24 protein-coding genes and 1 pseudogene are annotated in these 22,283 nt (G+C 59.5%); 13 read left to right on the top strand and 12 right to left on the bottom strand.

All coding sequences use genetic code 11. The annotated features are described in order from the left end of the window. Positions 1 to 254: 254 nt before the first annotated feature. From tnpC (EP837_RS08640) to tnpA (EP837_RS08630), 3 genes are read right to left on the bottom strand one after another with little or no spacing between them, the layout of a single operon-like run. Entirely contained in the window at positions 255 to 1,829 is a 1,575-nt protein-coding gene (tnpC, locus tag EP837_RS08640; protein WP_066526465.1) for an IS66 family transposase, read from the bottom strand. 31 nt (positions 1,830 to 1,860) lie between these two features. After that, positions 1,861 to 2,217 (bottom strand): IS66 family insertion sequence element accessory protein TnpB, encoded by a 357-nt coding sequence (gene tnpB / locus EP837_RS08635; protein ID WP_066526460.1) that lies wholly within the window; start codon positions 2,215 to 2,217, stop codon positions 1,861 to 1,863. Beyond that, positions 2,214 to 2,639 carry an IS66-like element accessory protein TnpA gene (gene tnpA, locus EP837_RS08630; RefSeq protein WP_082919583.1) on the bottom strand — a complete coding sequence of 142 codons (426 nt, stop codon included), beginning with the start codon at positions 2,637 to 2,639 and terminating at the stop codon, positions 2,214 to 2,216. Before tnpA (EP837_RS08630) ends, tnpB (EP837_RS08635) begins: the two co-directional genes overlap by 4 nt. 69 nt (positions 2,640 to 2,708) lie before the next feature. Here tnpA (EP837_RS08630) and tnpA (EP837_RS08625) point away from each other — a divergent pair, with 69 nt between their 5' ends. The 5 genes from tnpA (EP837_RS08625) (at position 2,709) to EP837_RS08600 (ending at position 8,259) form a co-directional block, all read left to right on the top strand. Beyond that, a complete protein-coding gene (tnpA, locus tag EP837_RS08625; protein ID WP_066526457.1) occupies positions 2,709 to 3,092 on the top strand; it encodes an IS66-like element accessory protein TnpA in 384 nt (127 codons plus the stop codon). Further along, positions 3,089 to 3,436 (top strand): IS66 family insertion sequence element accessory protein TnpB, encoded by a 348-nt coding sequence (tnpB, locus tag EP837_RS08620; protein WP_006957496.1) that lies wholly within the window; start codon positions 3,089 to 3,091, stop codon positions 3,434 to 3,436. Before tnpA (EP837_RS08625) ends, tnpB (EP837_RS08620) begins: the two co-directional genes overlap by 4 nt. Before the next feature lie 101 nt (positions 3,437 to 3,537). Next, positions 3,538 to 5,049: an IS66 family transposase gene (gene tnpC, locus EP837_RS08615; RefSeq protein ID WP_156518539.1), complete on the top strand. Its 1,512-nt coding sequence runs from the start codon at positions 3,538 to 3,540 to the stop codon at positions 5,047 to 5,049. 958 nt (positions 5,050 to 6,007) lie between these two features. Next, positions 6,008 to 7,009, top strand: a complete 1,002-nt coding sequence (locus EP837_RS08605; protein WP_066526444.1) for a hypothetical protein — start codon at positions 6,008 to 6,010, stop codon at positions 7,007 to 7,009. Further along, a complete protein-coding gene (locus tag EP837_RS08600; protein WP_066526438.1) occupies positions 7,009 to 8,259 on the top strand; it encodes an MBL fold metallo-hydrolase in 1,251 nt (416 codons plus the stop codon). The genes EP837_RS08605 and EP837_RS08600 overlap by 1 nt, the downstream gene beginning before the upstream one ends. 77 nt (positions 8,260 to 8,336) lie before the next feature. On the opposite strand, the gene EP837_RS08595 is transcribed toward EP837_RS08600, so the two are convergent. The 3 genes from EP837_RS08595 to EP837_RS20930 all read right to left on the bottom strand — a co-directional run bounded on the left by EP837_RS08595 (position 8,337) and on the right by EP837_RS20930 (position 10,511). Continuing rightward, complete coding sequence (locus EP837_RS08595; RefSeq protein ID WP_066526436.1) at positions 8,337 to 9,275, bottom strand: tellurite resistance TerB family protein; 939 nt, start codon at positions 9,273 to 9,275, stop codon at positions 8,337 to 8,339. After that, complete coding sequence (locus tag EP837_RS08590; RefSeq protein WP_156518444.1) at positions 9,268 to 9,720, bottom strand: hypothetical protein; 453 nt, start codon at positions 9,718 to 9,720, stop codon at positions 9,268 to 9,270. The genes EP837_RS08595 and EP837_RS08590 overlap by 8 nt, the downstream gene beginning before the upstream one ends. A gap of 221 nt (positions 9,721 to 9,941) precedes the next feature. Continuing rightward, complete coding sequence (locus EP837_RS20930) at positions 9,942 to 10,511, bottom strand: hypothetical protein (protein WP_156518441.1); 570 nt, start codon at positions 10,509 to 10,511, stop codon at positions 9,942 to 9,944. 358 nt (positions 10,512 to 10,869) lie between these two features. Between EP837_RS20930 and EP837_RS08580 the strand changes: the two genes are divergently transcribed. The 4 genes from EP837_RS08580 (at position 10,870) to EP837_RS08565 (ending at position 13,739) form a co-directional block, all read left to right on the top strand. Continuing rightward, entirely contained in the window at positions 10,870 to 12,213 is a 1,344-nt protein-coding gene (locus EP837_RS08580) for an anti-phage deoxyguanosine triphosphatase (RefSeq protein WP_197486253.1), read from the top strand. Between the two features lie 176 nt (positions 12,214 to 12,389). After that, positions 12,390 to 12,902 carry a hypothetical protein gene (locus EP837_RS08575; RefSeq protein ID WP_082919580.1) on the top strand — a complete coding sequence of 171 codons (513 nt, stop codon included), beginning with the start codon at positions 12,390 to 12,392 and terminating at the stop codon, positions 12,900 to 12,902. A gap of 128 nt (positions 12,903 to 13,030) precedes the next feature. Beyond that, positions 13,031 to 13,300, top strand: a complete 270-nt coding sequence (locus EP837_RS21280) for a hypothetical protein (RefSeq protein ID WP_066526428.1) — start codon at positions 13,031 to 13,033, stop codon at positions 13,298 to 13,300. Continuing rightward, a complete protein-coding gene (locus tag EP837_RS08565) occupies positions 13,290 to 13,739 on the top strand; it encodes a type II toxin-antitoxin system VapC family toxin (protein ID WP_066526426.1) in 450 nt (149 codons plus the stop codon). Before EP837_RS21280 ends, EP837_RS08565 begins: the two co-directional genes overlap by 11 nt. Positions 13,740 to 13,937: 198 nt before the next feature. Here the strand turns inward: EP837_RS08565 and EP837_RS20425 are convergent. Together EP837_RS20425 and EP837_RS20925 are read right to left on the bottom strand one after the other, a co-directional pair. Next, positions 13,938 to 14,825 (bottom strand): annotated as a pseudogene (locus EP837_RS20425) (IS30 family transposase); the annotation flags it as partial. After that, on the bottom strand, positions 14,791 to 15,129 hold the full coding sequence (locus EP837_RS20925) for a hypothetical protein (protein ID WP_156518439.1): 339 nt from the start codon (positions 15,127 to 15,129) through the stop codon (positions 14,791 to 14,793). The pseudogene EP837_RS20425 and the gene EP837_RS20925, both read right to left, overlap by 35 nt. Before the next feature lie 53 nt (positions 15,130 to 15,182). Between EP837_RS20925 and EP837_RS08555 the strand changes: the two genes are divergently transcribed. Then, positions 15,183 to 15,881, top strand: coding sequence for a HEPN domain-containing protein (locus EP837_RS08555; RefSeq protein WP_066526424.1), 699 nt, complete (start codon positions 15,183 to 15,185; stop codon positions 15,879 to 15,881). 89 nt (positions 15,882 to 15,970) lie between these two features. Here EP837_RS08555 and EP837_RS08550 read toward each other — a convergent pair whose 3' ends face one another. The 4 genes from EP837_RS08550 to EP837_RS08535 form a co-directional block, all read right to left on the bottom strand. Continuing rightward, complete coding sequence (locus EP837_RS08550) at positions 15,971 to 16,678, bottom strand: hypothetical protein (protein ID WP_156518437.1); 708 nt, start codon at positions 16,676 to 16,678, stop codon at positions 15,971 to 15,973. A 31-nt stretch (positions 16,679 to 16,709) separates the two neighbouring features. Then, positions 16,710 to 16,949 carry a DNA translocase FtsK gene (locus EP837_RS08545; protein WP_066526421.1) on the bottom strand — a complete coding sequence of 80 codons (240 nt, stop codon included), beginning with the start codon at positions 16,947 to 16,949 and terminating at the stop codon, positions 16,710 to 16,712. Between the two features lie 169 nt (positions 16,950 to 17,118). Continuing rightward, the gene (locus EP837_RS08540) at positions 17,119 to 17,466 is read right to left on the bottom strand and encodes a thermonuclease family protein (protein ID WP_066526420.1); all 348 of its coding nucleotides are present in this window, start codon (positions 17,464 to 17,466) and stop codon (positions 17,119 to 17,121) included. Positions 17,467 to 17,578: 112 nt separating this feature from the next. Further along, entirely contained in the window at positions 17,579 to 17,827 is a 249-nt protein-coding gene (locus EP837_RS08535) for a hypothetical protein (RefSeq protein ID WP_066526417.1), read from the bottom strand. A 171-nt stretch (positions 17,828 to 17,998) separates the two neighbouring features. Between EP837_RS08535 and EP837_RS08530 the strand changes: the two genes are divergently transcribed. The 3 genes from EP837_RS08530 to EP837_RS21275 all read left to right on the top strand — a co-directional run bounded on the left by EP837_RS08530 (position 17,999) and on the right by EP837_RS21275 (position 22,212). Beyond that, positions 17,999 to 19,483, top strand: coding sequence for an ADP-ribosylglycohydrolase family protein (locus tag EP837_RS08530; protein ID WP_066526416.1), 1,485 nt, complete (start codon positions 17,999 to 18,001; stop codon positions 19,481 to 19,483). A gap of 135 nt (positions 19,484 to 19,618) precedes the next feature. After that, entirely contained in the window at positions 19,619 to 20,659 is a 1,041-nt protein-coding gene (locus EP837_RS08525) for a helix-turn-helix transcriptional regulator (protein WP_082919578.1), read from the top strand. A 65-nt stretch (positions 20,660 to 20,724) separates the two neighbouring features. Then, positions 20,725 to 22,212, top strand: coding sequence for a DUF2779 domain-containing protein (locus EP837_RS21275; protein WP_066526405.1), 1,488 nt, complete (start codon positions 20,725 to 20,727; stop codon positions 22,210 to 22,212). Positions 22,213 to 22,283 lie beyond the last annotated feature (71 nt).

The raw sequence follows: 22,283 nt of genomic DNA, 5'->3' as shown, positions 1-22,283 counted from the left end.
GCGACCAGAATGACGTCTGGATGTGGACATCCAAAATCCTGAGGGATGCAGTCAACCCACGGAAATCGGATAAAGATGCTTCAAATTTACGACGTCAGCTCTTTGGGTAAGCGGGGTCTGACGGCCGCCTTGCGCGGCACCCATTCGCCGGGATGATTGTCGCTCTTTGAGCGGGGTGGCCGGTGTCGGACGAGATCGAGGTTTCAGCTAGCGGTGGAGCGACTACTCATACGAGCGGTCGGTAAGCGGTGTTCTCAGCCCACGTTGATCCAGGGCATGAGTTCATGAACGCGATTGGCGGGATGGCCGTTGGCGAGCGCGGTGAGGGTTTGGGTCAGCCAGTCGTGGGGATTGATACCGCCCAGCTTGCAGTTTTCGATAAGCGTGGCGATGACCGCCCAGTTGTCGCCGCCTTCGTCAGAGCCGGCGAAGAGCGCGTTCTTACGATTCAGGGCCAGGGGACGGATTGAACGCTCGACGGTGTTGGTGTCGAGTTCGATGCGGCCGTCGTCGATGAAGCGGACGAGGCCATCCCAGCGGCTGGTCGCATAGCGAATGGCGTCAGCCAACTTGCTCTTGGCACTGATCTGCCGGAGCCGGCCATCAAGATAGAGCTTAAGGTCCTCTACGATGATGCGGCTGCGTTCGGCGCGTTGAACGCGGCGCTGTTCAGCGGGCGAGCCGCGTACGTCGTCTTCGATGGCATAGAGCATGGCGATCCGTCGCAATATCTCGGTCGCGACCGGAGAACTGGCGGCTAGATCGTAAAATTTGCGCCGGACATGGGACCAGCAGAAGGCGAGGCTGAGTTGCTGCCCGCGCCGCTTGGCGAGGGCGGTGTAGCCGCCATAGCCATCGACCTGCAGGATGCCTGCAAAGTCTCCGAGGTGGATGTCGGGCCGTTCGGCCTTTCGGTCTGCCGCATAGACATAGGCGACCATCGGCGGACCTGCGCCACCCCATGGTCGATCATCGCGGGCATAGGCCCATAGCTGGCCGGTCTTCGTTCTGCCTCGTCCGGGATCAAGCACCGGCGCGGTCGTCTCGTCGGCGAACAGCCGCTCGGATCGCCGCAGCTCCTCAAGCGTCCGGTCGCGCAGCGGCCGCAGATACCATGCCGCCCGGCCCACCCAGTCCGCCAGGCTGGAGCGATCGAGCCTGATATCCTGCCGGCCATAAATCTGAGCCTGACGGTATAGCGGAACATGATCGGCATACTTCGACACCAGCACCTGGGCGATCAGCGCCTCGGTCGGTATCCCGCCTTCGATTATCCGCGCCGGGGCAGGCGCCTGGACGATCGCGCCTTCGCACGAGCGACAGCCATAACGCGGGCGGCGCGTCACCAGCACGCGGAAGGTAGTGGGAACGACGTCCAGGCGCTCGGCAATATCTTCGCCGATCTGATGGAGCGTCCCGCTGCAGCAAGGGCAGGCCTTCTCCTCGATATCGACAATCTGTTCGATCCGCTCGAGGTGCGCGGGCAATGAGCCACGGTTGGTCTTGCGGGGCTGATCGCCGTGGGACCGCGGCGCAACAGCCTCTCTGGCCGCGCGGGCGTGCCCAAGGGCGATCTCGACATCTTCCAGTCCCAGCTGGAGCTGATCGGCATCGAGCTGTTCGGACCGGCGGCCGAAACGGTGCCGCATGAAGGCCTTGATGATCGACTGGAGGCGCTCGATCTCGGCGTCTGCCTCGCCCTTGGCGACGTTCAGCTCCGCCAGTCGGACCTCAGATGCGGCCCGCTCTTCCGCCAACATCCGCGACTGCTCCAGGACGAGCGCACGGAGCGCGTCAATGTCGTCGGGGAGGTCCGCTTGCTTGAGCATGGAGAGAGTGAATCAACGATACAGAGCCCCGTCAACCGGCAATCTGCGGGGCCTGCGGTCGACGCCCGCCATGAACCCGGCGCCAGTCCAATCCCTCCAGAAGCGCGCCCAACTGAGCGGCAGAAAGACGCATCACGCCATCCTGAATACTGGGCCACTTGAAACCGCCTTGTTCCAGACGCTTCGCCATCAGACATAGCCCGGTCCCATCCCACCAGATCAGCTTGATCCGATCGGCGCGCTTCGCTCGAAAGACGTAGATCACGCCAGAAAATGCATCACCGCCATAGTCTGCGCTCACCAGCGCCGCCAAGGCGTCCGGCCCTTTGCGAAAATCCACAGGGCGCGTCGCCACCATGACCCGCGTGCCCGGACCAATCCCGATCATCGCTGTACCTGCAACGCCTGGATCACCGCTGCCACAAGATCGGCCTTAGCCGTGCGGCCGATCCGAACGACGGCGCCTCCCATCTCAACCTCTATCGCGACATCGCTCGACAACGGCTTGGGACTGTCGGCCATGACCGGCACAAACATCGGCTCCGCATGGCTAGTGGCCTGACCGGCTTCCAAAACATAGCGCAGCTCCCGACGCCAGGTGTAGAGCAACGACGTGCGAATATCGTGCTGGCGTGCGAACTCAGCGATGTTGCCGCAACGCGCCATCTCCCCGACTATCGCCAGCTTCTGCTCCAGCGTCCAGATCCGTCGCCGACCTGCCATGCTGCGGAGCACCTCAGGGCGGCGGACAGGCTCCAGACCAACTCCAGTGCGGGTGTCCAGTGCGCTCGTAAGGCTGTCGGCTTCCATACCGCCCAACGTCTGCCCCAATCACCACGGCGTGCAAGGTGGGTGGGAAACAGCGCTTACAGCGGTCGTATGAGTAGTCGGATAGAGATCGTTAGCCGGGTGTCGGGCCGGCGGCGGTGGACGGTGGAACAGAAGCTGGCCGTCCTGCGGGATGCATTTGGCCCCGAGGGTTGCGTGCGCTCAGCCTGTGAGCGCCATGAGGTTGGCAGCGGTTCGATCTACACATGGCGGCGGCAGGCGATGTCCGGTGAGCTTGCCGGGGTGCGCAAGCTGGCGGAGCCGGCATTTGCGGAGGTGCAGATCAGCGAGCAGCTGGCCTTGCCCGCGCTGACGACCGCGGCGCGCACCGATGGCGTGATCGGCATCGAGTTGCCGTCGGGCATCAGGGTGAGTGTGGACGCCACGGTAGATGCCGATGCCCTTTCGCGGGTGATTGGTATCCTGACGCGATGATCCCGCTGCCGCCCTCCACGCGGATATTCCTGGCCTGCGGGGCGACGGACATGCGCAAGGGTTTTGACGGCCTTGCCGTGATGACGCAGCAGGTTCTGGAGCAAAGCCCGCATTCCGGCGCGCTGTTCGCCTTTAGGGGGAAGCGCGGCGATCTGGTGAAGCTGCTCTGGTATGACGGTCAGGGCATGTGCCTTTTCTCCAAGCGGATGGACCGTGGCCGGTTCGTGTGGCCATCGACCAAGACTGGATCGGTGGTGATGACCGCAGCCCAGCTTTCCATGCTGTTGGAAGGCATAGATTGGCGCCGGCCCGAGCGCACGTTCACCCCTTCATTAGCGGGATAAACGCCCATTTTCCGGCGCTTTTCCTGGCATTATGACCATTGTTCCGCTATAGGATCGCGGTGTCGGACGCAGGCCTTTCCACCGCTGACAAAGACGCTCGGATCGCCGAGCTCGAAGCTGCATTGGCGGCGGCCCACGCCCATATTTCTGCTCGAGACATCCTGATCGACACGCTGCGTGTGCAGATCGCGCGCCTCAAGCGGATGCAGTTCGGCAAGTCGTCCGAGAAGCTCGATACCCAGATCGCACAGCTTGAGCTGGCCCTCGAAGAACTCGAAGGCGAGGCCATCGTCGCTGCCGCGCGGCAGGCGGATCCGGCAGATGGCGGTCGGTCAGTGCCTGTTCGCGCGCTGCCCGCCCATCTGCCGCGGGAGGAACAGCGGATCGAGCCTGAGCAAGGCACCTGCACCTGTCCCGACTGCGGCGGGATGCTGCGGCCGCTGGGACAGGATAGCGACGAGATGCTCGATGCCGTGCCGGTGCAGTGGCGTGTCGTGCGGACCATCCGGCCCAAGTATAGCTGCCGGTCCTGCGAGAAGATCATCCAGGCGCCCGCGCCGGCAAAAGCCATTGCCCGGGGCAAAGCGACCTTTGGCACGCTGGCCCATGTCGTTGTTTCCAAGTTCGACCATCATCTGCCGCTTTACCGCCAGGCCGAGATCATGGCGACGCAGGGCATCGAGATCGATCGCTCAACGCTGGCAGGCTGGGTCGGGCAGGCATCCGTGCTGCTCGATCCGATCGTCAGTCGCATTCGGGAGGTCGGCCTGACCGCCTCGAAGATCCATACCGACGATACGCCGGTTCCCATGCTTGATCCGGGCCGCGGCAAAACGGCCACCGGCAGGCTTTGGGCTTACGCCGTCGATGATCGCGGCTCCGGCGCCACGACCCCCTCGCTGGTCTGGTATGAGTTCACCACCGATCGCACAGGCGCGCATCCCCAACGCCAGCTGGCCAACTTCACCGGCTATCTCCAGGCCGATGGCTATGCCGGTTATGACAAGCTCTACGACACGAACCGCGTCACCGAGGTTGCTTGCTGGGCGCATTTCCGGCGGAAGATATTCGACATTCACGCCACTAAGCCGACGCCGCTTACCACCGACCTGCTGCAACGCATCGGCGAGCTCTATGAGATTGAAGCAGAGGTTCGAGGCCAGCAACCCGAGATCCGGCGACGAAGCCGGCAGGACCGCACCCAGCCATTGATCGACGAGTTGCGCCAGGCACTCGACGATGCCCTGCGCCGGCTCTCGCCCAAGTCCGAGATGGCCAAAGCGATCGCCTATGGCCGCAAGCGCTGGGTGGCGCTTACGCGTTTCCTCGACGATGGCCGCCTGGAAATCGATAACAACATCGCGGAGCGCGCCATGCGCTGCGTGGCCCTGGGCCGTAAAAACTGGCTGTTCGCCGGCTCAAAGGCGGGCGGCGATCGCGCCGCCGCCATCTACTCCGTCATCGAAACCGCAAAGCTCAATGGCCTCGAACCGCAGGCCTATATCGCAGATGTCATCGCCAAGATCGCTGGCGACTGGCCTGCTGCCCGCTGGGATGAACTCCTGCCCTGGAACTGGCGGCCAGATCAGCAACCGATCGCCGAAGCCGCCTGATCTGCGGCCTCCAGCCCACGCTTACCTCTTTGGCTCGGTGGGACGCGGCACATCCAGGTAACGCTGTGCGCGCCCTCTTCGAGCGATGGGCTCGGCCGGGTTGTCCACTTTCGCCAGAGACGCCACTGCGGATGATGCCCTTTAAGGACAGCATCGCCATCTATCATTACGGTAGGAAAGTGGGCTCTTTGCTTTCGGCTGATGCCGCACCCTTGCTTACCGTGACCGCCGATGGCGGTGTGCGGACCTATCGCCCTGCAGCACTTGCGACCCCGAAGCGAACGGATGAGATAATCAGCAGCATAGAGGAGGCGTGTACGACACGATACGAGGGTTCCTGTTTCCTCGAAGAGGTCATCGCAGCTAACCCTGGCGTAATAGGCGTGACCGCGGAGTCTGGTTCCGGAGACCGCCGATATGGAGGTCGCATTGCCGTTGCTCAGGTAGGAACTAACTACCCGGCCGGCATAGCTCTGTGGGACGTCATGACTGCCTGCTCCCACAATTTGCACGGGCGAGATGGTGGCGCCCCGGCCTTGTTGCAGCCCATTGAGAATGAGGATGACGGCAACGCCGCAGCGGCCCAATTGTGTCAAGCGGCCGAGACACTGGTGAATCTGGACGAGCTTTTCCGTAGCGGCACATGCCCTCGCAGCGCTTCTTTGTGGCGCGCAATAGCCACGCATCTACCTCCAGCCATAATCGGCCGTCCGGGTTTAATCGTCAGCGCCTATTGGCCGAAAGGTTACAACCCTCCGGTGGCAAGTCGGCGGATTCAGCAGTGCGTTGATAAGCTCTCCCGAACTGGTGTTATCGACCTTCTGCAGGAAGGCGGCCGAACGGTCTTGATGGCACAGCAGGCAACGGACGCCACGTCCCCGGCCGAGCTGACACTGCCCTTACTGATCCAATGATCTCCATGACCAAATCTGTCGCAACTGATGAGTAGAGAGCCTGCATGCCACTCTTTGAACGCAAATTCGACGTCGATGTCCTGCGCAACTACCGGGATGTCGCCGTCATTAAAGCTCTGTTCGACCGCTGGGTGCTGCCGGGCGAAGATGCGGGTCCACATGGACTACGCGTTGCGGTGCGCAATGGATATTTGAACTTTTATGTAAAGGGTCAGTCCGTAGCTAAGCTGAGCATACGTTCTGGCTCGCCTCGCTTCGAAGTTCACGACAAATATGTGGCGGGCGTCGTTAGAGGGCATGAAGACGAGAGCAAATATGCTCAAAAATACACGTCCTTCTCGCTCGATCATGGGACGGCGATACCCATGATGGACATCGCTAAATGGGTTCACGCCGCCGAAACCTATGCAGGTGATGAGAAGCGTTTCGTAGATGATTTGGTCGCGGTCACTGCGGGCACGTTGGATCTGGAGATGGCTCTTCCTGCCCGTCCCGATGCCAGGGGAAGAGTCGCACCGCGCATGGATCTAGTGGTCGCGCAGGGTCAAGACATCGGGTTCTGGGAAGCGAAATGCGCCGTGAACGGTGAACTACGGTCCGAACACAATAAACCAGCGGCACCACACGTCGTGGATCAACTTCGCAAATATGTGGGCTGGATGGATCACGACGGCGGTCCCAGCGAGGTACGCTCAGCCTATTCCGAAGCTGCACGCACCCTTCTCGCGCTAGCCGAAATGTTCGGCAAGACCGGCCCGGCCATCGCGGCTTGGCAGACATTTGCCGACGCCGGCGATGCAGCATCCGTGATCCTTCCTCCCGGAGTGGTCGTCGGCAATTACTGTTCGCCCCGAGCCGATGGAGTGCCGCGCAGTACAGAGATGGAGCGCTATTTGGCCCATGCGAATTCCTTCTTGAAAAACGAGCATGAGGCGCGTCTCAAACGGTTTGGTATCAAAGTCCTTCCAATTGACTGCAAGCCTGCGGCCTCCTGCCTATGCATTCTGGTCCCAGGCAAGATCGCGGAAGTGGAACCGCGCCCCTGATGCTTGAGGTGATTGTTCATCGCGGCACACGCGCGATCGGCGGCTCGTGCATCGAACTAGTCGCCTCAGGAGGCGAGCGCTTGATCCTGGATGCTGGCCGGCCACTCGACGCGGCCCGCGAAGCCTCTGGCCTCCTACCCGAGACACTCGATCGCAACGGTCCGGCCACCGTCCTGTTCAGTCACGCGCACATGGATCACTGGGGCCTGATCGACGAACTGCCCGCGCACTGGCCTCTTTGGACCGGAGAGAAAGCAGCGGAACTGATGCGGCTGACATCGGGTCTGTTCGGGACGCCGCTTTCCCGTTCGATCTCTACTTGGCGGGCTAGGTCGGGTCCTCTCGCCCTCGGCGCATTCACGGTGACACCATTTCTCACCGACCACAGCGCCGCTGACGCGTACATGCTCCTGATCGAAGCAGAGGGCCGCCGCATACTCTATTCTGGAGATTTTCGCTGTCACGGGCGTAAGGCCGCACTCGTAGAGGCGATGATCGCCAACCCGCCCCCAGATGTCGACGCACTGATCGTCGAAGGCACGAACCTGGGAACCCATAAGCCTGTAGTCACCGAAGCGCAGCTGGAGCACGATTTTGCCCAGCTTTGCCGGGAGGTGCCGGGGCACATCTTCGTAAACTGGTCCGCCCAGAATCTCGACCGGACAGTCACATTGTTCCGCGCCGCGAAGCGCACTGGGCGTTCCCTGGTGGTGGACCTCTATGGCGCAGACGTGCTGGAGCGGATTGCACCTGGCACAGGGATCCCTTTCCCCGGCGATCCGCGCTTCCCGGAGTTGCAAGTAATCATTACCGGCGCCGGAAAGCGCCTCTATGCAAGGCAGGGACGGTACGATTGGGTCGACGCTCTTGCCCGGAAACCATATGCCACCTCCCGCAAGCGCCTTTCAGGCGGTCGCGCGATAGTTATGACGCGAGACTCCATGGTGGCAGAGTTCGCGCGCGGCGGCCTCGGCTTCACAAAGCGCGATGCATACGTCTTCTCTAATTGGCGCGGCTACTTGGACGAAGCAGCACCAAACACGGGTTGGGGACGTGCCCGGCAGGCAGGTGCGAAGGCCCTGCACCTGCACACCAGCGGCCACGCCAGCCCTTCCGACATCGCTCGTTTTGCCAACGCCATAAACCCCCGCGCACTAGTCCCGGTGCACGGTTTGTCCTGGGATGCCCCCGGAATCGATCTTCCGCCTGTCCAGCGCCTTGCCGATGGAGAACGCTGGTCAGTACCGTGACTGCTGCGCTTCGGAATTCGGAGGGCTGATGGCCTTGCGTATACCCGGGCGCACTAAGAGATTTGCCAATGTCTCGATTAAGACTTTGTCGAAGTCCGCACTCCGCGAGAAGCCTCCATCACCTTTCGTGTCAACATGCCGCCAACGGATTTTGCGGCACTGCCGAGCAAGCTGGCAGCTTCTCCTGCCGTCCTTGACGCCTCAGCCAAGCCTTCACCAACTTTAGCCGCCGTAATGCGGCTTTCCTCTTGAAGGATGCGCTCAATCGCTTCGAGCGCCAATTCTTCACGTTCATCGATGACGCCATCCGCAGCAACCAGTTCACGCAGAAATCTCATCAATTCCGCCTGCATCGCAGGTGCGTTGCAATCAGGGTTGCTTGCCTGAAACTTGGAGAGGTCTCTAGCTAGTGCCTTCACCCGCGTTTCATCAGATCGAGGCACAAGGGCATCAAGCCTTCTCGAAACGTAGGTATGGTCAAAGCCCCAGTCATGCACGAAGTGCTCCAGGATGCATGTGCGCTCCGCTGGGTCGATCCGGCCGTCGATCGCGGATACACGAAGAGCGAGACTACCAAGCAAATCGACGAGGGCGGCCCCCAGCACGTCAATCGGGGAGTTGATGTATTTCGGTATCGTATCAACAAATTTGTCGGTCTTGCCGGACAACCAGCGCGAAACGCCATAATAGCCACCGCCAGCGACCACCGCCGCTGCAACGACCCAGCCAACAGGCGTCGCAGCGGTTGCCAGTCCAAGCCACGCTGCAAGGCCTGTGGGGGCAAAGAAGGTGCCAGCAACGACTGAAGAACTTGCGATCCCAGCGCCGGTCGCGGCCGCGCCGGCAGTTTCCCAAACGGTAGAAAGTTGCTTCTTCGCCTTGAGCAGCGCGAAAGCATCCTCCCCTATTTGGAGATGTTTTTTAAAGCGCAGTGGGTCTGCAACCACCTGTTTAATGCCAGTCTCATCAAAAGCGATCAGGTCCCCGCTAGTGACAGGGCTCAACGACTCAGCCATTCGCCACCACCGCATCCAGCTTCGCTCCAAACAGCGCTATCTGCCGTTCAACGGTGCTATTACGCATGTCAGCAAGGGCGCCCTGGGTGATCATGAATGCGGCAAGCAGTGGCCCCGCTATCGGCCCGAGAACAAAGCCGAGTAGTGGGATAGAACCCACGAGCGACGTAACAGTAAGCCCGACCAGCGCTCCAAGCGTAGTACCGGGGAAACTTCGCACCATTTCTAGCACGAATGATAGGATGCGCCGTCCAACCTCAATAATCCGGCCGGCTACTGTTGCAGTAGTTTCGAGCAGCCGCCCCATCAATACTTTGGCATCGGCAGGAAGCGCAAGGTGATCCAGTCGACTGTGTAGTTCCCTACGGCTGGGTAGATTGTCCCAAATGGCGTCAACACATGATATTTGGGACATCCCCCAGAAGCTCCTATCAATTTCGAACACGCAAGTTGAATTGAAGTCCTATCCGCTCGCCAGCAAGCGGAAAAGAGCCCATTGATTGATCCGCAAAAAAGCGGTTGGTACTCCGTGCCGACCACGACCCAGCCAAGCTGACCATTCCGGAGGGCCTAAAGCGGACGAAGTGTAAAATGAAGGCGCATTAGCGGGAGCCCTGCTTTCTTCTGCTTCCTCACACCTCTAATTTACCGTAAAATGCTTAGTTATCACGCGGCTTCTGGCGCAAGCTCTGAAACGATGGCGGCGAACGCCTGCTCGACGTCTTCACCACCCATCACCTCATCAATCAGAAGCTCCCTAAACTGCTGGATGGCAGAGGGCATCCGAGCGCGGTTGGCTGAGTAATAGTCCCATACGATTTTCACGGCGGTCCCGCGATCACATTTCGCTTTGCGTTCATTGACTTTGCGCCATTCTCCCAACTGCACGAAAAATGCGGGTTCCACATTTTTCCAGTCGAAAGCAGCGACTTTCGCCTGTTCAGCCTCGGGATTCGGGAAAACATCAGCAGGCAAGTTGGTCCGCGGTTGCACTACAAGACAGGTGAGGTCCGGGTAGCCAAGAGGCGCTGTAAACGCACGAACTGTAGCCAGCCGGCGACCGAGCCCGACTGGCACTTGTTTTTGAATCGCCGCATTATCCGGATGACGCTGTTTCGCTCGGTCAATCAACTGAAGACAAGTAAGCTTCTCCCCGCCCCGTGCCGCTTCAACCAGCTCAGGATAGAGGAGTTCTGCAATCTCGATATCCACCGGGGTGATATTACGCTGCGTCAATTTCGATCTTCTCCTGTCAATGCCCGCAGGACCCTCTCAAGAATGCGTCAATCCCAAGGACTGCTGAGGGATGATATCTGATTGCACGACAAAATTGGTCGCATTGAGCCAATCCCTGTCGTTCCAGAAGTCATCATTCCGCAGTCGTTACGGTCTAAGCTCTTAATTTTTTGTGGGAGCGTCGCCCGCAACCGGCGCCGCAGAAGCAGGGCTCTCTGATCCGTGGTGAGGTTTGAGGATAGAACTCCGCCTTCTTGCGACGTTTATCAGCAGCCGCGCGTCAGTAGCGAAACAGGGTCGGTTCCCGCACTTCATTCTCCATGCTAGCGGGCAGATATTGTGCTGAGGAACTGGAGACATGATGAGCTGGCTCGATCGCAGAACACCAGAGTTGCGAAAGTCTTTCGACACGCGGTCTGAGGGTGACGTGGATTATGGCCGCGTCGTTCACTCGGCCTCCTTCCGACGGCTGCAGGGCAAGACCCAAATCCTCAACCTGGGGGAAAGCGATTTCTACCGCACCCGCCTTACGCATTCGCTTGAAGTCGCGCAGATCGCTGGCGGGTTAGCCAAACAGCTCGTCCATAATCTGCCCGGCCATCCAGCCCTCGAGCACCTTCCCGAAGATGCGCTCCTTCAGGCGATCGCCTGCACCCATGATTTGGGGCATCCTCCATTCGGCCATGGCGGCGAAATTGCCCTCAACTACTGCATGAGAGATCATGGCGGCTTTGAAGGGAACGGCCAAACGCTTCGGATCCTATCGCGCCTGGAGAAATTCTCTGAGGCTGCCGGCTCTAACCTGACGCGCGAGACGCTGCTCGGCGTTCTCAAATACCCCGCGTCGTTCAGCGAAGTGGCCAACCCAGACCTCCGTCCGGGAATGTTAGCAGATACAAGCGGCACGCCGCTGCTTGATCGCAAGGTATCCGAGCCTCCGAAATGCTTTTTGGATTGCGAACAGGATGTCGTGGACTGGATCCTCTCCCCGCTCTCCAAGGGCGATCTGGATGCTTTCCGCCAGTTTGACATTCGAGCAGGGAGGCATGCCAAGGCACGTCATAAATCCTTCGCTTGCTCGATCATGGACCTTGCAGATGATATCAGCTTCGGCATCCACGACCTAGAGGACGCGCTCGAGCTCAGACTGATAGATCAAAAGCAGTTTCAAACGCACGTCCCCGCCGCGGCCTGCCAAGGCCTACTCGACTATCTTAATAGCCAATATCGCGGGCAGTATGGCAACGACGTCTATGGGGGCCTACTCGATCGCCTATTTGGTGACGGTAACGACCGCAAACACCAGATCAACCGGATCCTCAACTTCGTCATCCCGAGCATCCAGATCCAAGACGAAGCCGAATTTGAGGAGCCGAGGCTTCGGTATCGTGCGGAGGTCCCAAAACCCGTGGCGGACTTCCTGGCTGCGGTAACGAAACTGGTTTACGAGGAAGTCATTTGTAGCCCCAGCGTCCAGCATCTCGAGTTCAAAGGGCAGATGATGGTAATCGCCGTATTCGAGGTCATGAAGTCTGAGCCCAAGAGATTCCTGCCCAGCGATGCGTACGCCAAATTCGCCAGTGCTCCCGATCCGATGAGGATCATCTGTGATTATGTTTCAGGCATGACCGACGCCCATTTGCTGCGAACCTATGAACGCCTTTTCGCGCCGCGAATGGGATCAGTTTTTGATAAGCTTTGAAATGCTGAAGGTGTCTCAGCGGTTGCGGAATGGCTCAGCGCCAACCAACCGCGAACGGCTCGCATATCAGCCTCTCAGAAGGCGGGTGGTTAAGATCGAGATCCAACTGCAGGTCTTATGACCGTTTTTGACGCAGGGTCATGTCATCTGATTCCGAACAACGGCAAGGAGCAGGTGTGGCGGAACGCGAGAATGATCTTCTAGCCTGGGTGGGCGCGGGCATCGCCTTCGCATTAATGATGCAGGTAGCCCCTTTCCGTTGGGCCGTTTACGCGCTCGTCGCATGGCTGGGATTTCTAGCGTTTCAAGATTGGTGGAGCGAACATGAGCTACCCGCAAGCTCTCCCATCGCAGAATGGACAATCGAGGAGCAGGCTCTTCAATCCAACGCTGACGATCAGCAGCTTCGCTATTCCGTGAAAGGATGGTTTCAAAACCATGGGAGGGAGGCACTCGAAAGCGCGGCTCTGGTCGGTCGCCTTTACGAATGCGACACACCCGACCAGCCGATCGACCGGTGCACTCCGGTCAGCGAAAGCCATGATAATCTGTCGCTCGACCTGAAGCCGGGCTTCCGCACGCATTTTACGGTATATCCCCAATTCAGCGGCGCAGGAGGACCTAATCCACGCGTGGTTTGGAACATGCGAAACATCATTGCAGATAATGATTGGAAACTGGACCAGTGAAGTCGATTCCCTCAAGTCCTCTTTTCTGCCAGGACGAAACGACGATGCCAGATTCCAAGGCTAGCCAAAACTGAATTTTGATAGCCCGCCGAGCGTCGACATGATATCTGACTGCAAAGGAGTCGGTCATGGGTCGTTCCGAAAATATCCAGCTCAACGTCCGCTCGGCTTTTGCGCGCGAGCGGGTCCATGCGCTTACGAAGCTCACCGGCATGACGGCCAGTGAGGTGATCGAGGACGCGCTTCGAGGTTATGTCCCGCCGGGTATTCCGGCTAACACCGGCAAGCTGGTGCGGCGTGGCGCCCTGCTGGTTCGTCCGTCGAGCGGAAAACCGGTCAGCCTCGAAAGCGCCAATGAGGCTCTCGATCGTTCCCGTGAGCGTGACATTGACGATTGACGCACTGATCGACAGCAATGTGATTATAGCGGCGTTGGCAGGCGACCACGAGCATCATGCTTCGTCGGCCGATTTGTTCGACGCTGGTCGCGATCATCTGCTGGGCGTTGCCGCGCATAGCTATGCCGAAGCCTATAGCACTCTGACGCGTCGCGGAACGCACGCGCCTTTTCGTTTTACGGCGGAAGAAGCCTGGGCTGCGCTGGAAAGCGTGAGAACCGTCACCCAATTGATTGGCCTAACGCCGGCGCAAACGTTCGACACGGTACGCGGCTATGCGTCCGATGGCGGGATCGGGGCTCGCCTCTACGATCGAATGATCGGCGAAACAGCGGTGGTACACGGTATCCCCACGATCGTGACCTGGAACATCGGTCATATGCGCGGCCTATTCCCGACGCTCGATGTCCGCACCCCTCGCGATTTTCCGAGGGCATGACAGCTTCAATCCGTTCGAAATCCAGCCTTTATAAGACGATTAGCCCACCGCCCCAGCTATTAGCCTGATCGAAATATCTCCGAACAATAAGGCTCACGTCAAAAGGGGATATGGCGGTTTCGATTTGAAGCGCGACACCCATTGTGATGCGTAGCATTTCATCCGGGGTGGGGCGAGCCCCACCCCGGATGGCAAAATTTATCCGGCTTTGAAGAGGGCGATCTGCTCCCCCAGAACCTCATGCGGAGTGCGATAACCCAGGCACTTGCGAGGTGTGCTGTTGAGGCGATCGGCAACCGCCTGGATTTCGTTGTCTGAGAGCAGTGCAAGGTCGGTGTCGGAGGGTAGGAAGCGCCGTACCCGCCCATTGCAATTTTCCACGCCGCCTTTTTGCCAGGGCGCTGAGGGAAGACAGAAATAGCTGGTGATGCCGAGCCTGTTCCGCAGGGTCGCAAAGGCAGCAAATTCCGTGCCTCGATCGAAGGTGATGCTGCGCCGGAGGGGGGGAGGCATGTCGCGTAAATGCCGATCAATGCCGGCCATGACACCGGCAGAATGCCGACTCAGATTACGCGTCAGGAAGGTGAAGCGGCTGCAGCGTTCGACCAGCGAGGTGAGATTGGCTTTGCCATATTCTCTCCGGAAGATCAGGAGATCACCTTCCCAATGCCCAAAGCTGCTGCGATCCGCGATTTCCTGCGGCCGCGCGCCGATCGTATTGGCCACGGGTATATGGAGACCGCGCGGCTTTCGGCCATAACGTTGCCGGCGCGAACGGCGGGCAACTGGCAGATGCCGCCAAAGATTATGGTGCCGTCCCTCAGCGCCGTAGACATACTGGTAGATGGTTTCGTGGCACACCGCGTCCCGGTGACCGCGATGACGCCGAAGATAACCTGCAATCTGTTCTGGCGACCAAGCCGCCAACAAGCGATCAGCAATGTAGGCGGCGAGTTCCGGCTTGCGAGCAATCTTGCCTCCGCGAACGCGTCGATTGCTGGCCATGGTCTGCGCTGCAGTCGGGAAATATCCTCGAAACAGCGGTTCTTCATCAAAATGCCGGTTGCGCTTGATCTCTCGATAAATCGCCTTCACCACAAACAAAATCGGCAATGTCGCAAGAAACGTCTTTATCGACTCGGATGAGGTTGAAGGCTCGACTGCCGCCGCGGCGGCAGAATGAGCGAACAAGCCGTGACGGGATGAGTATCCTGACTCTCAACCCGTCACCAATCAGGGCGCTCCCCGCCGGCCGCCGCAGCAGGCTCGATAGCTTGGACATCGCCTGATTGTCTTCCACAGCGGGCAGCGCAGTGGACGAGCGGCGGGTACGGCGCGAAACGCCAATTTTTTTCCTGAGAGACTGCATCCAAAAATGAGCCTTGCACATGCTCGTAACATCCACGAATTACCCTCTAGGCATCTGGATGAAAAACCGAACATATGTCCTTTCGATACCCTTCTTCTAGCCCGCTCCATCCCGAGGCGCTCAAGAAAAAGCAGCGGAGCATTCGAGACGCCTTTCCCGTACCTCTGACCCTGAGAGTTCATCGGGCGCTCTCCTGGCTACGCCGGGCTGAAGCCGAAAATGAAGACGAAGATGTCCGTTTCATTCTTCTTTGGATTGGCTTTAACGCAGCCTATGCAGGTGACGTTGGGTTAGCCCTCGGCGGCGAGAGTCAGCGCGAACGCGATGCGTTCGGGCGGTTTTTCTCCACATTAGTCAGCTTCGATGGCAAACATCGAATTTACGACATGGTATGGCAGCGCTTCAGCCAGGAAATTCGACTGCTGCTCGCCAACCGCTACGTTTTCGCACCTTTCTGGCATCATCATAATCGCATCGCGGGCTTCGAGGACTGGGGCGAAATGCTGGAACGGGAGCGCGTTGCTACGGCGAACGCTCTTCGTCGTCACGACACGGCCACCTTGCTTTCGATATTGTTTGGACGCCTGTACGTCCTGCGAAACCAATTGGTCCACGGAGGGGCAACCTGGAATAGCGAGGTCAACCGCACTCAAGTTAGAGATTGCGGCGCCTTGCTGGGCTCCCTTCTGCCCCTGTTTATCGACCTGATGATGGACAACGCGGATCATGAATGGCCGATGCCGCACTACCCGGTGGTCGATTCACCGGCTTGACGGCTCGGGGCCGTCCCGGACTTCAATGTCTAAAGCATCAGCGTCGTTGACGTGCGGCAGCCACAAAGTCAGAATTCGCCGCCGCACCATCAGGAGGCGTCGCGTGCCGTCCGGCTTGCAATATGAGTTCGGATAACGTGCCAACTGTTGCGAAGCTGACGGCGACGACTTTCGACTTCCTCGCGCGCGCGGTTCGCGATCCGTTCCAGATCAACGACCAGTTCACTAGCGAGGCTGCCCCGCTCTGAGTGGTCGGCGTCCTTCATCAGCGCGGCTGCCGTTGAAACCGCATCTGGCACAGTGCGCGAGATGAATGTCGAACAATCGACGATGCTCCATTCGACCGGGTCCCCAGCTGCCATCTCCAACACTTGAGCGCAGCGGCGCCTAGCTGCAGAAAGACGCTGGGCGTATTCCGGTGCAAGCTCTCCCGCCATTTCCCACGCCTCAGCGATGCGCGGATCCGCCTCAGGCTTGATCGCTTCCTCGACGATCGCGAAGGACGTCGACTGATCCTCTTCCATCGGGGACAGCGGACGAGCGGCGCGTCCGTCTCGAATCGCCAATTTCCTCCAACACAGAATGAAGGCTGCGATCGCGACACTCACAACCGCGATTCCAAACCAGTCACCGACGACAGTGATAGGGAGAACAAAGAAGGCGACGAGGCCAGCCAATCCCGCCACCAGAGCCGCTCCCGCCACCTTCGCTGAGATATAGGCGATTTTGGCGATGCTCCGCAAAATCTTAAGCGCCGCATTCCAAGCCAAGCGCAGAAAAACGGCGCCGGTGACCAACAAGAAGGCAATAAGAATTAGCCGCGCCAACTCATTTCTCCGAGACAGATACACATGAGGCAACCGTTCTCGCGCCGCGTTTGTCCGGTGCACTCACCAACCCGGACTCCTCCAGATCCTGCATAATGCGGCGTGCATAGGCATATTGAATACCCAATTCTCGGGCCAATCGGTTTGTCGAACCGGAACGCGATTTTGTTACCAGATCGCGAGCCATCGCGATGCGATTAGCATGCATGACCGTGCGATCGCTTTGGCTGTCGCCCTTCATCCCGTTCCCTCTCAACCGAAGAGACCAAAGAGCCACCTTACGCCCGATACCAACATCATGCCCGTGCCCAGCAGGATAAGCCCTCCAATAATGATTGCTTCCAAAGCCACTAGATTAGGGAATGCAGGACCATCCGCCTCTGTACCCTTCTCATCCCAGCGACGAGCCATCACCTGCACTCCCGCGCCAATTCGAGCCCATTGTCCCACTTCCTCATGTAAACCGCCTGCCCGCGGCCGATCTGCTCACAGGCAACATTCACGCCGTTTACGTAGACATGCGCTAGGGTACGCCCATAGCGGTCGTGTCCGACGCGGCGAATGCTGAGGGATCCGTTCATCAGATTTTGTAGGCTGCGTTTGCTCGCCTGGCCATCGCCGGGAGCACAGGCGCGGCCCGCCTGACACCCATGTATCTCAGGGGCATCGATACCGACCAGACGCACGCGTTCTCCGTCCAAGCGCAGGGTATCGCCATCAACGACGGTTACAGCCGCCAGCAGGAATATTCCAAACATCTTAGGTTCCGTTCAGCGTTTCTCGATCCCCCCGCAACCTCTGCTGAGGTGGGGCTGACCATGGCAGGTTGAGACCGTCTCGCCATTGGCAGGCTTCCGGTCCAGACGAGGTTTACTGACCCGCCCTGGCGTTCTTCGCCAACACGGAAATCGCGCCACCGATCAGCAAGCCGGCTCCAACCGTAACGAACGGGACCACCGCAGCGATAGCCCCGCCGGCCGCAGCGCCGGTGATGGCGGTGCGCCCCATCTCCGTTTCCCAAGCCTTCTTCACCCCATCGACAGTCTTCTCGCCAATTCTCTGGCCGACCTTTGCGGCGTTGGCTCCTGCCTCTTTCAGCGTATCTCGATCAATCTTCATGATATTTCCCCCTCTTAAGCTTTCACCACCCTATCGTGACTGCTGGGTCAAGACAGTTCGGCCTCACGAAGGCCATGACGGAGTAGTTACGACCGTATCTGTCAGATTCGGTCGTAGTAGTGCTGACCAACGCCAAGCTGGTGCCATCAGGGATGGCCCGAAAGGACAAGAATGGAACAAAGAGACGCTGCCCATACCCCCCGCACGAGTTCGAGCCATCCGCTGCAAATCGCTTTCGTCCCAACACGCGACAACGGCGGCAGAATAGGAATCACATTCTGCCCGGGGAAAAAGCAGCATGATGCGCTGACGGGTGCGTGGGACCGCGACCTTCGCGTCGATCTAGACGCCATTCAGGCTAGCGGAGCGGCGGCGATCGTTTCTCTCATCGAGCCCTCAGAATTCCAGAGCCTCGGCGTGGATCGGCTCGGGGAAGAAGTACGCGCGCGCCACATGGACTGGTTCCATCTGCCCATTGCTGACGTGAGCATACCGGGGCCGCTATTCGAGCAGGAATGGACCACCATCGGCGCAAATCTGCGCTCGCGGCTACGTCAGGGCTTCGACATCGTGGTACATTGTAAGGGCGGCTTGGGACGCGCTGGAATGATAGCCGCATGCCTGCTGGTCGAGCTGGGAACCGAACCCAAGGCTGCCATAGGCCAAGTGCGAATGGCTCGTCCTGGAGCGATCGAAACGCATGAGCAACTCACCTACGTGCAGCAAAAAGTCGCAGTCGCAGAAGCGAGCCCCGCCCAGACGCTCGCGGCCACGCGTGATCGAGGCCGAGGCGCTCTGATTGGATTGGCCGTAGGCGACGCACTGGGAACTACATTGGAGTTCGCGCGCCGAGACAGCTATCCCGTTCTAATCGACATGATCGGTGGCGGCCCCTTCGGCCTAAAGCCCGGCGAATGGACAGACGACACGTCAATGGCGCTCGCCTTGGCGGACAGCCTCATATCCTGCAACGGCATCGATGAAGCGGATCTGATGAAGCGCTTCGTCGCATGGCGAGATGAGGGAGCCTATTCATCAAACGGGCACTGCTTCGACATCGGCATGACCGTCAGTGCAGCATTGGCGCACTGGGAGCGAACGGGAAACCCCATCGCGGGATCAACCGACCCCTCCACCGCGGGGAACGGCAGCTTAATGCGCCTGGCGCCAATCGCTCTGCGGTATCATGACGACACTCCTTCGCTCGCAGAAACAGCGGCACGTCAAAGCCGTGTCACTCATGGAGCGCCTGAGGCCGTAGATGCCTGCGTCATCTACGCACGAATGATCGCGATCGCGATTTGCGGCAGCAGCCTCGACGATGTTCTCAGCATCCACACAGACAGCGTAACTGGGAAAATCGCCCACATTGTTGGCGGATCCTGGCGAGGTAAGCCGAGGCGGGACATTCGCGCGTCGGGCTATGTGGCCCATTCGCTTGAAGCGGCACTCTGGTGCATCGGCCGCACCGGCAATTTCGCAGAGGCTGTCCTTACTGCCGCAAATCTCGGCGAGGACGCTGACACGACGGCTGCTATTACGGGTCAACTGGCGGGCGCGCTCTATGGCGAGAACGGCATCCCCGAAGCTTGGCGAAACCGGATCGTCGGATATGAACGCATCGGCGCAATGGCAGATCAGCTTCTGTCGCGGTAGGTCCTCAGAGCCAGCGCAGCTCCTCCAGTCCACAACGCCGCACCTCGACGAGTCGCGGGCCTCCATTTCCGCCTTTAGGCTCTTGAAAAAGCGACGGGTGCGGACGTAGTTGGACATAAATGGGGGTAGTGCAGCATGACCGATCGTATGGCCAAACTGGATCGATTGTTAGCGCTCGTGCACGCGCTATCGGAATCGACAGAAGGTCTGACTCTCGATGAGATGGCGGAAACGCTCGGCGTCAACCGCAGAACCGCCGAGCGAATGCGCGACGTCATCGCTCGGCACTTTGACCTTGAGGAAGTGACAGAAGATCGCCGAAAGCGCTTTCTCATCCGGGACAGCCTTCGCCGCGTTTATACCCGCCCCACTGCGGCTGAAGTTGCAGCTTTGCAGGCCGAGGTGGACGGACGACGAGAAGCTGGCCAGACAGTTCGCGCCGATCAACTCGCCAACCTTCTGGCCAAGGTGAAAGGGGCGTTTGACGACCGCGAGAAACGCCGCATTGATCCTGACCTAGAAGCGCTCACTCGGCTTCAGCGGACGATGGTCACCGCAGGTCCTGTCGCGACCGTGCCGCCTGAGACAATCGCGACCGTCCAAGCTGCGATATTGTCCGGTAGCTGCCTCGAGTTCAGCTATGCCGCAGTTCAGCAGCAGGAGCCCCGCTGGCGGCGGGTCATTCCATACGGCATCGTCCATGGCCCCCTGTCGTACTTGGTCGGAAAGATGCCCGACCGCGAGAATGATCCGGTCTATTACCGACTGGATCGCATGATCGACCCCCGGCTCAGCGAAAAGCTTGGGTGCGCCCCGGATGACTGGGACATCGACGCCTGGCTGGCCCACAGTTTCGCTGTCTGGCGAGACGAGAAGCAAGACGTCGTGCTTCGCGTCCACGCATCGGCCGCCTCGCGAGCGCGAGAGTGGCGCTTCCATCGCCATCAGCAAATGGAAGAGATCGAAAATGGAGATCTTCTCATCCGCTTCACCAGCGGCGGCATGCGAGAGTTGGCCGAGCATCTATTCACTTGGGGCAACGAGCTCGTCATCGAGCAGCCTGACGCCCTGATTGAGATGATGCGCCAGCGCATCGTGGCTGCGTTGACGATGTTACCGTCTCAGGCCCAGCCAACCGAAGCGACCATTTCTGTCGCACCAACGATGCATGGCTGAACCATGACGATCGGCTCTCCAAGATTTTTCCGTCCCCTCCTCAATCTCATCATGTGGGTGGCAGCATGAGCGTCTCATCGCGCCCGCATGGTCTATCCAAATCGAGGATCACCTACTTCGAGCAATGCCCGAAGCGGCTATGGCTATCGGTTCATCGCCCTGAACTCGCGGAAGACGATGAGGGCGCAGAAGCCCGGTTCGCTGCCGGGCACGAGGTTGGCGCGGCTGCCTGCTCGCTCTTGCCGGGCGGCATCATGGTGGAGGCTGAACCCGATCTGTCCGCTGCATTGGCGACGACGAAGGCTTTGCTGGAAAACGGTCACGAGGATCCTATCTTCGAAGCCACCTTTCAGCATGATGGCGTTCTGGTGCGTGTCGATATTCTCGAGCCAAATGGCCTCGGTGGTTGGCACATGGCCGAGGTCAAAAGCTCGACTAAGCCCAAGGACTATCACGTCAATGACTTGGCTACGCAGGTCTGGGTCGCCCGTGAAGCCGGCGTGCAAATCGATAGCGCAGCGATCCGCCATCTGGACTCTGACTTCGTCCTCAAAAGTGATCGGTCGCTCGAGGGGCTGTTTTTCGACAGCGACTTGACCTCCAACATCGAGGATCGCATCGAAACGCGAGCCGCGGTGGTCGCAGCGGCATGCGAAACGCTTACTGGTAGCGAACCACGCATCGTTCCTGGCCCCCATTGCGAAGGGCTCCCATGCAATTTTGCAGCATATTGCGAGGCAGCGCTCCCGCCAGGCCCGGAATGGCCGGTGACCGTGCTTCCATACGGGGGCGGCAATCAGTGGCTACGACGCGGGGTCGAGGATCTTTTCGAAGTCGACCCTGCGGCGCTGACCAATCCGACCCATCAACGGGTGTTTCAAGCCACCTTAACCGGCGAGCCCGATCACAACATAGAGGGCGCCCGATCCGCCATGTCGGATTGGGCCTTTCCCCGAACGTGGTTGGACTTTGAGACGATCGCTTTCGCCATTCCTCGCTGGGTGGGTACCCGCCCCTATCAACAGGTGCCGTTCCAGTTTTCCGCTCATGTGGAAGCGGAGGATGGAGGCCTTCAGCACCATGAATTCCTCAGCCTGGACGGGGCGGACCCACGCAGGGCCTGTGCCGACGCGCTGGTGACGATGATCCCCAAGTCGGGCGCGGTAGTCGCTTACAACGCTAGCTTTGAAAAGGGGCGCCTCCGCGAACTGGCTGGCTTTTTTCCCGATCTGGCGGACGATCTCAATTCGATCATTGAGCGGGTCGTTGACCTTTTGCCGGTCACGCGCGCCAACTGGTATCACCGTGACCAGCGCGGCAGTTGGTCGATCAAAGCCGTTCTGCCCACTGTAGCCCCAGATCTTGATTATTCAGAGCTTGAGGTCAAAGACGGCGGGAACGCCCAAGCCGCCTATCTGGAGGCCATTTCCCCCGCAACAACGGAAGAACGCCGAGCGGCGCTCCATACGGCGCTACGAGCTTATTGCGGGCGAGATACGGAAGCCATGATCGTCCTTGCCAGGCACCTCTGCCAAAGCGGAGATGGCCGCTAAGCCTACGCTGAACATCTCCCTCGCAATCCAGTTACGTCCATTCTTGTCGCCAATCTTGCGAAACTCAACCG

It is taken from the genome of Sphingobium sp. EP60837, assembly GCF_001658005.1.
Lineage (GTDB): Bacteria > Pseudomonadota > Alphaproteobacteria > Sphingomonadales > Sphingomonadaceae > Sphingobium > Sphingobium tyrosinilyticum.
This window is presented reverse-complemented; position numbering and strand designations above follow the sequence as displayed.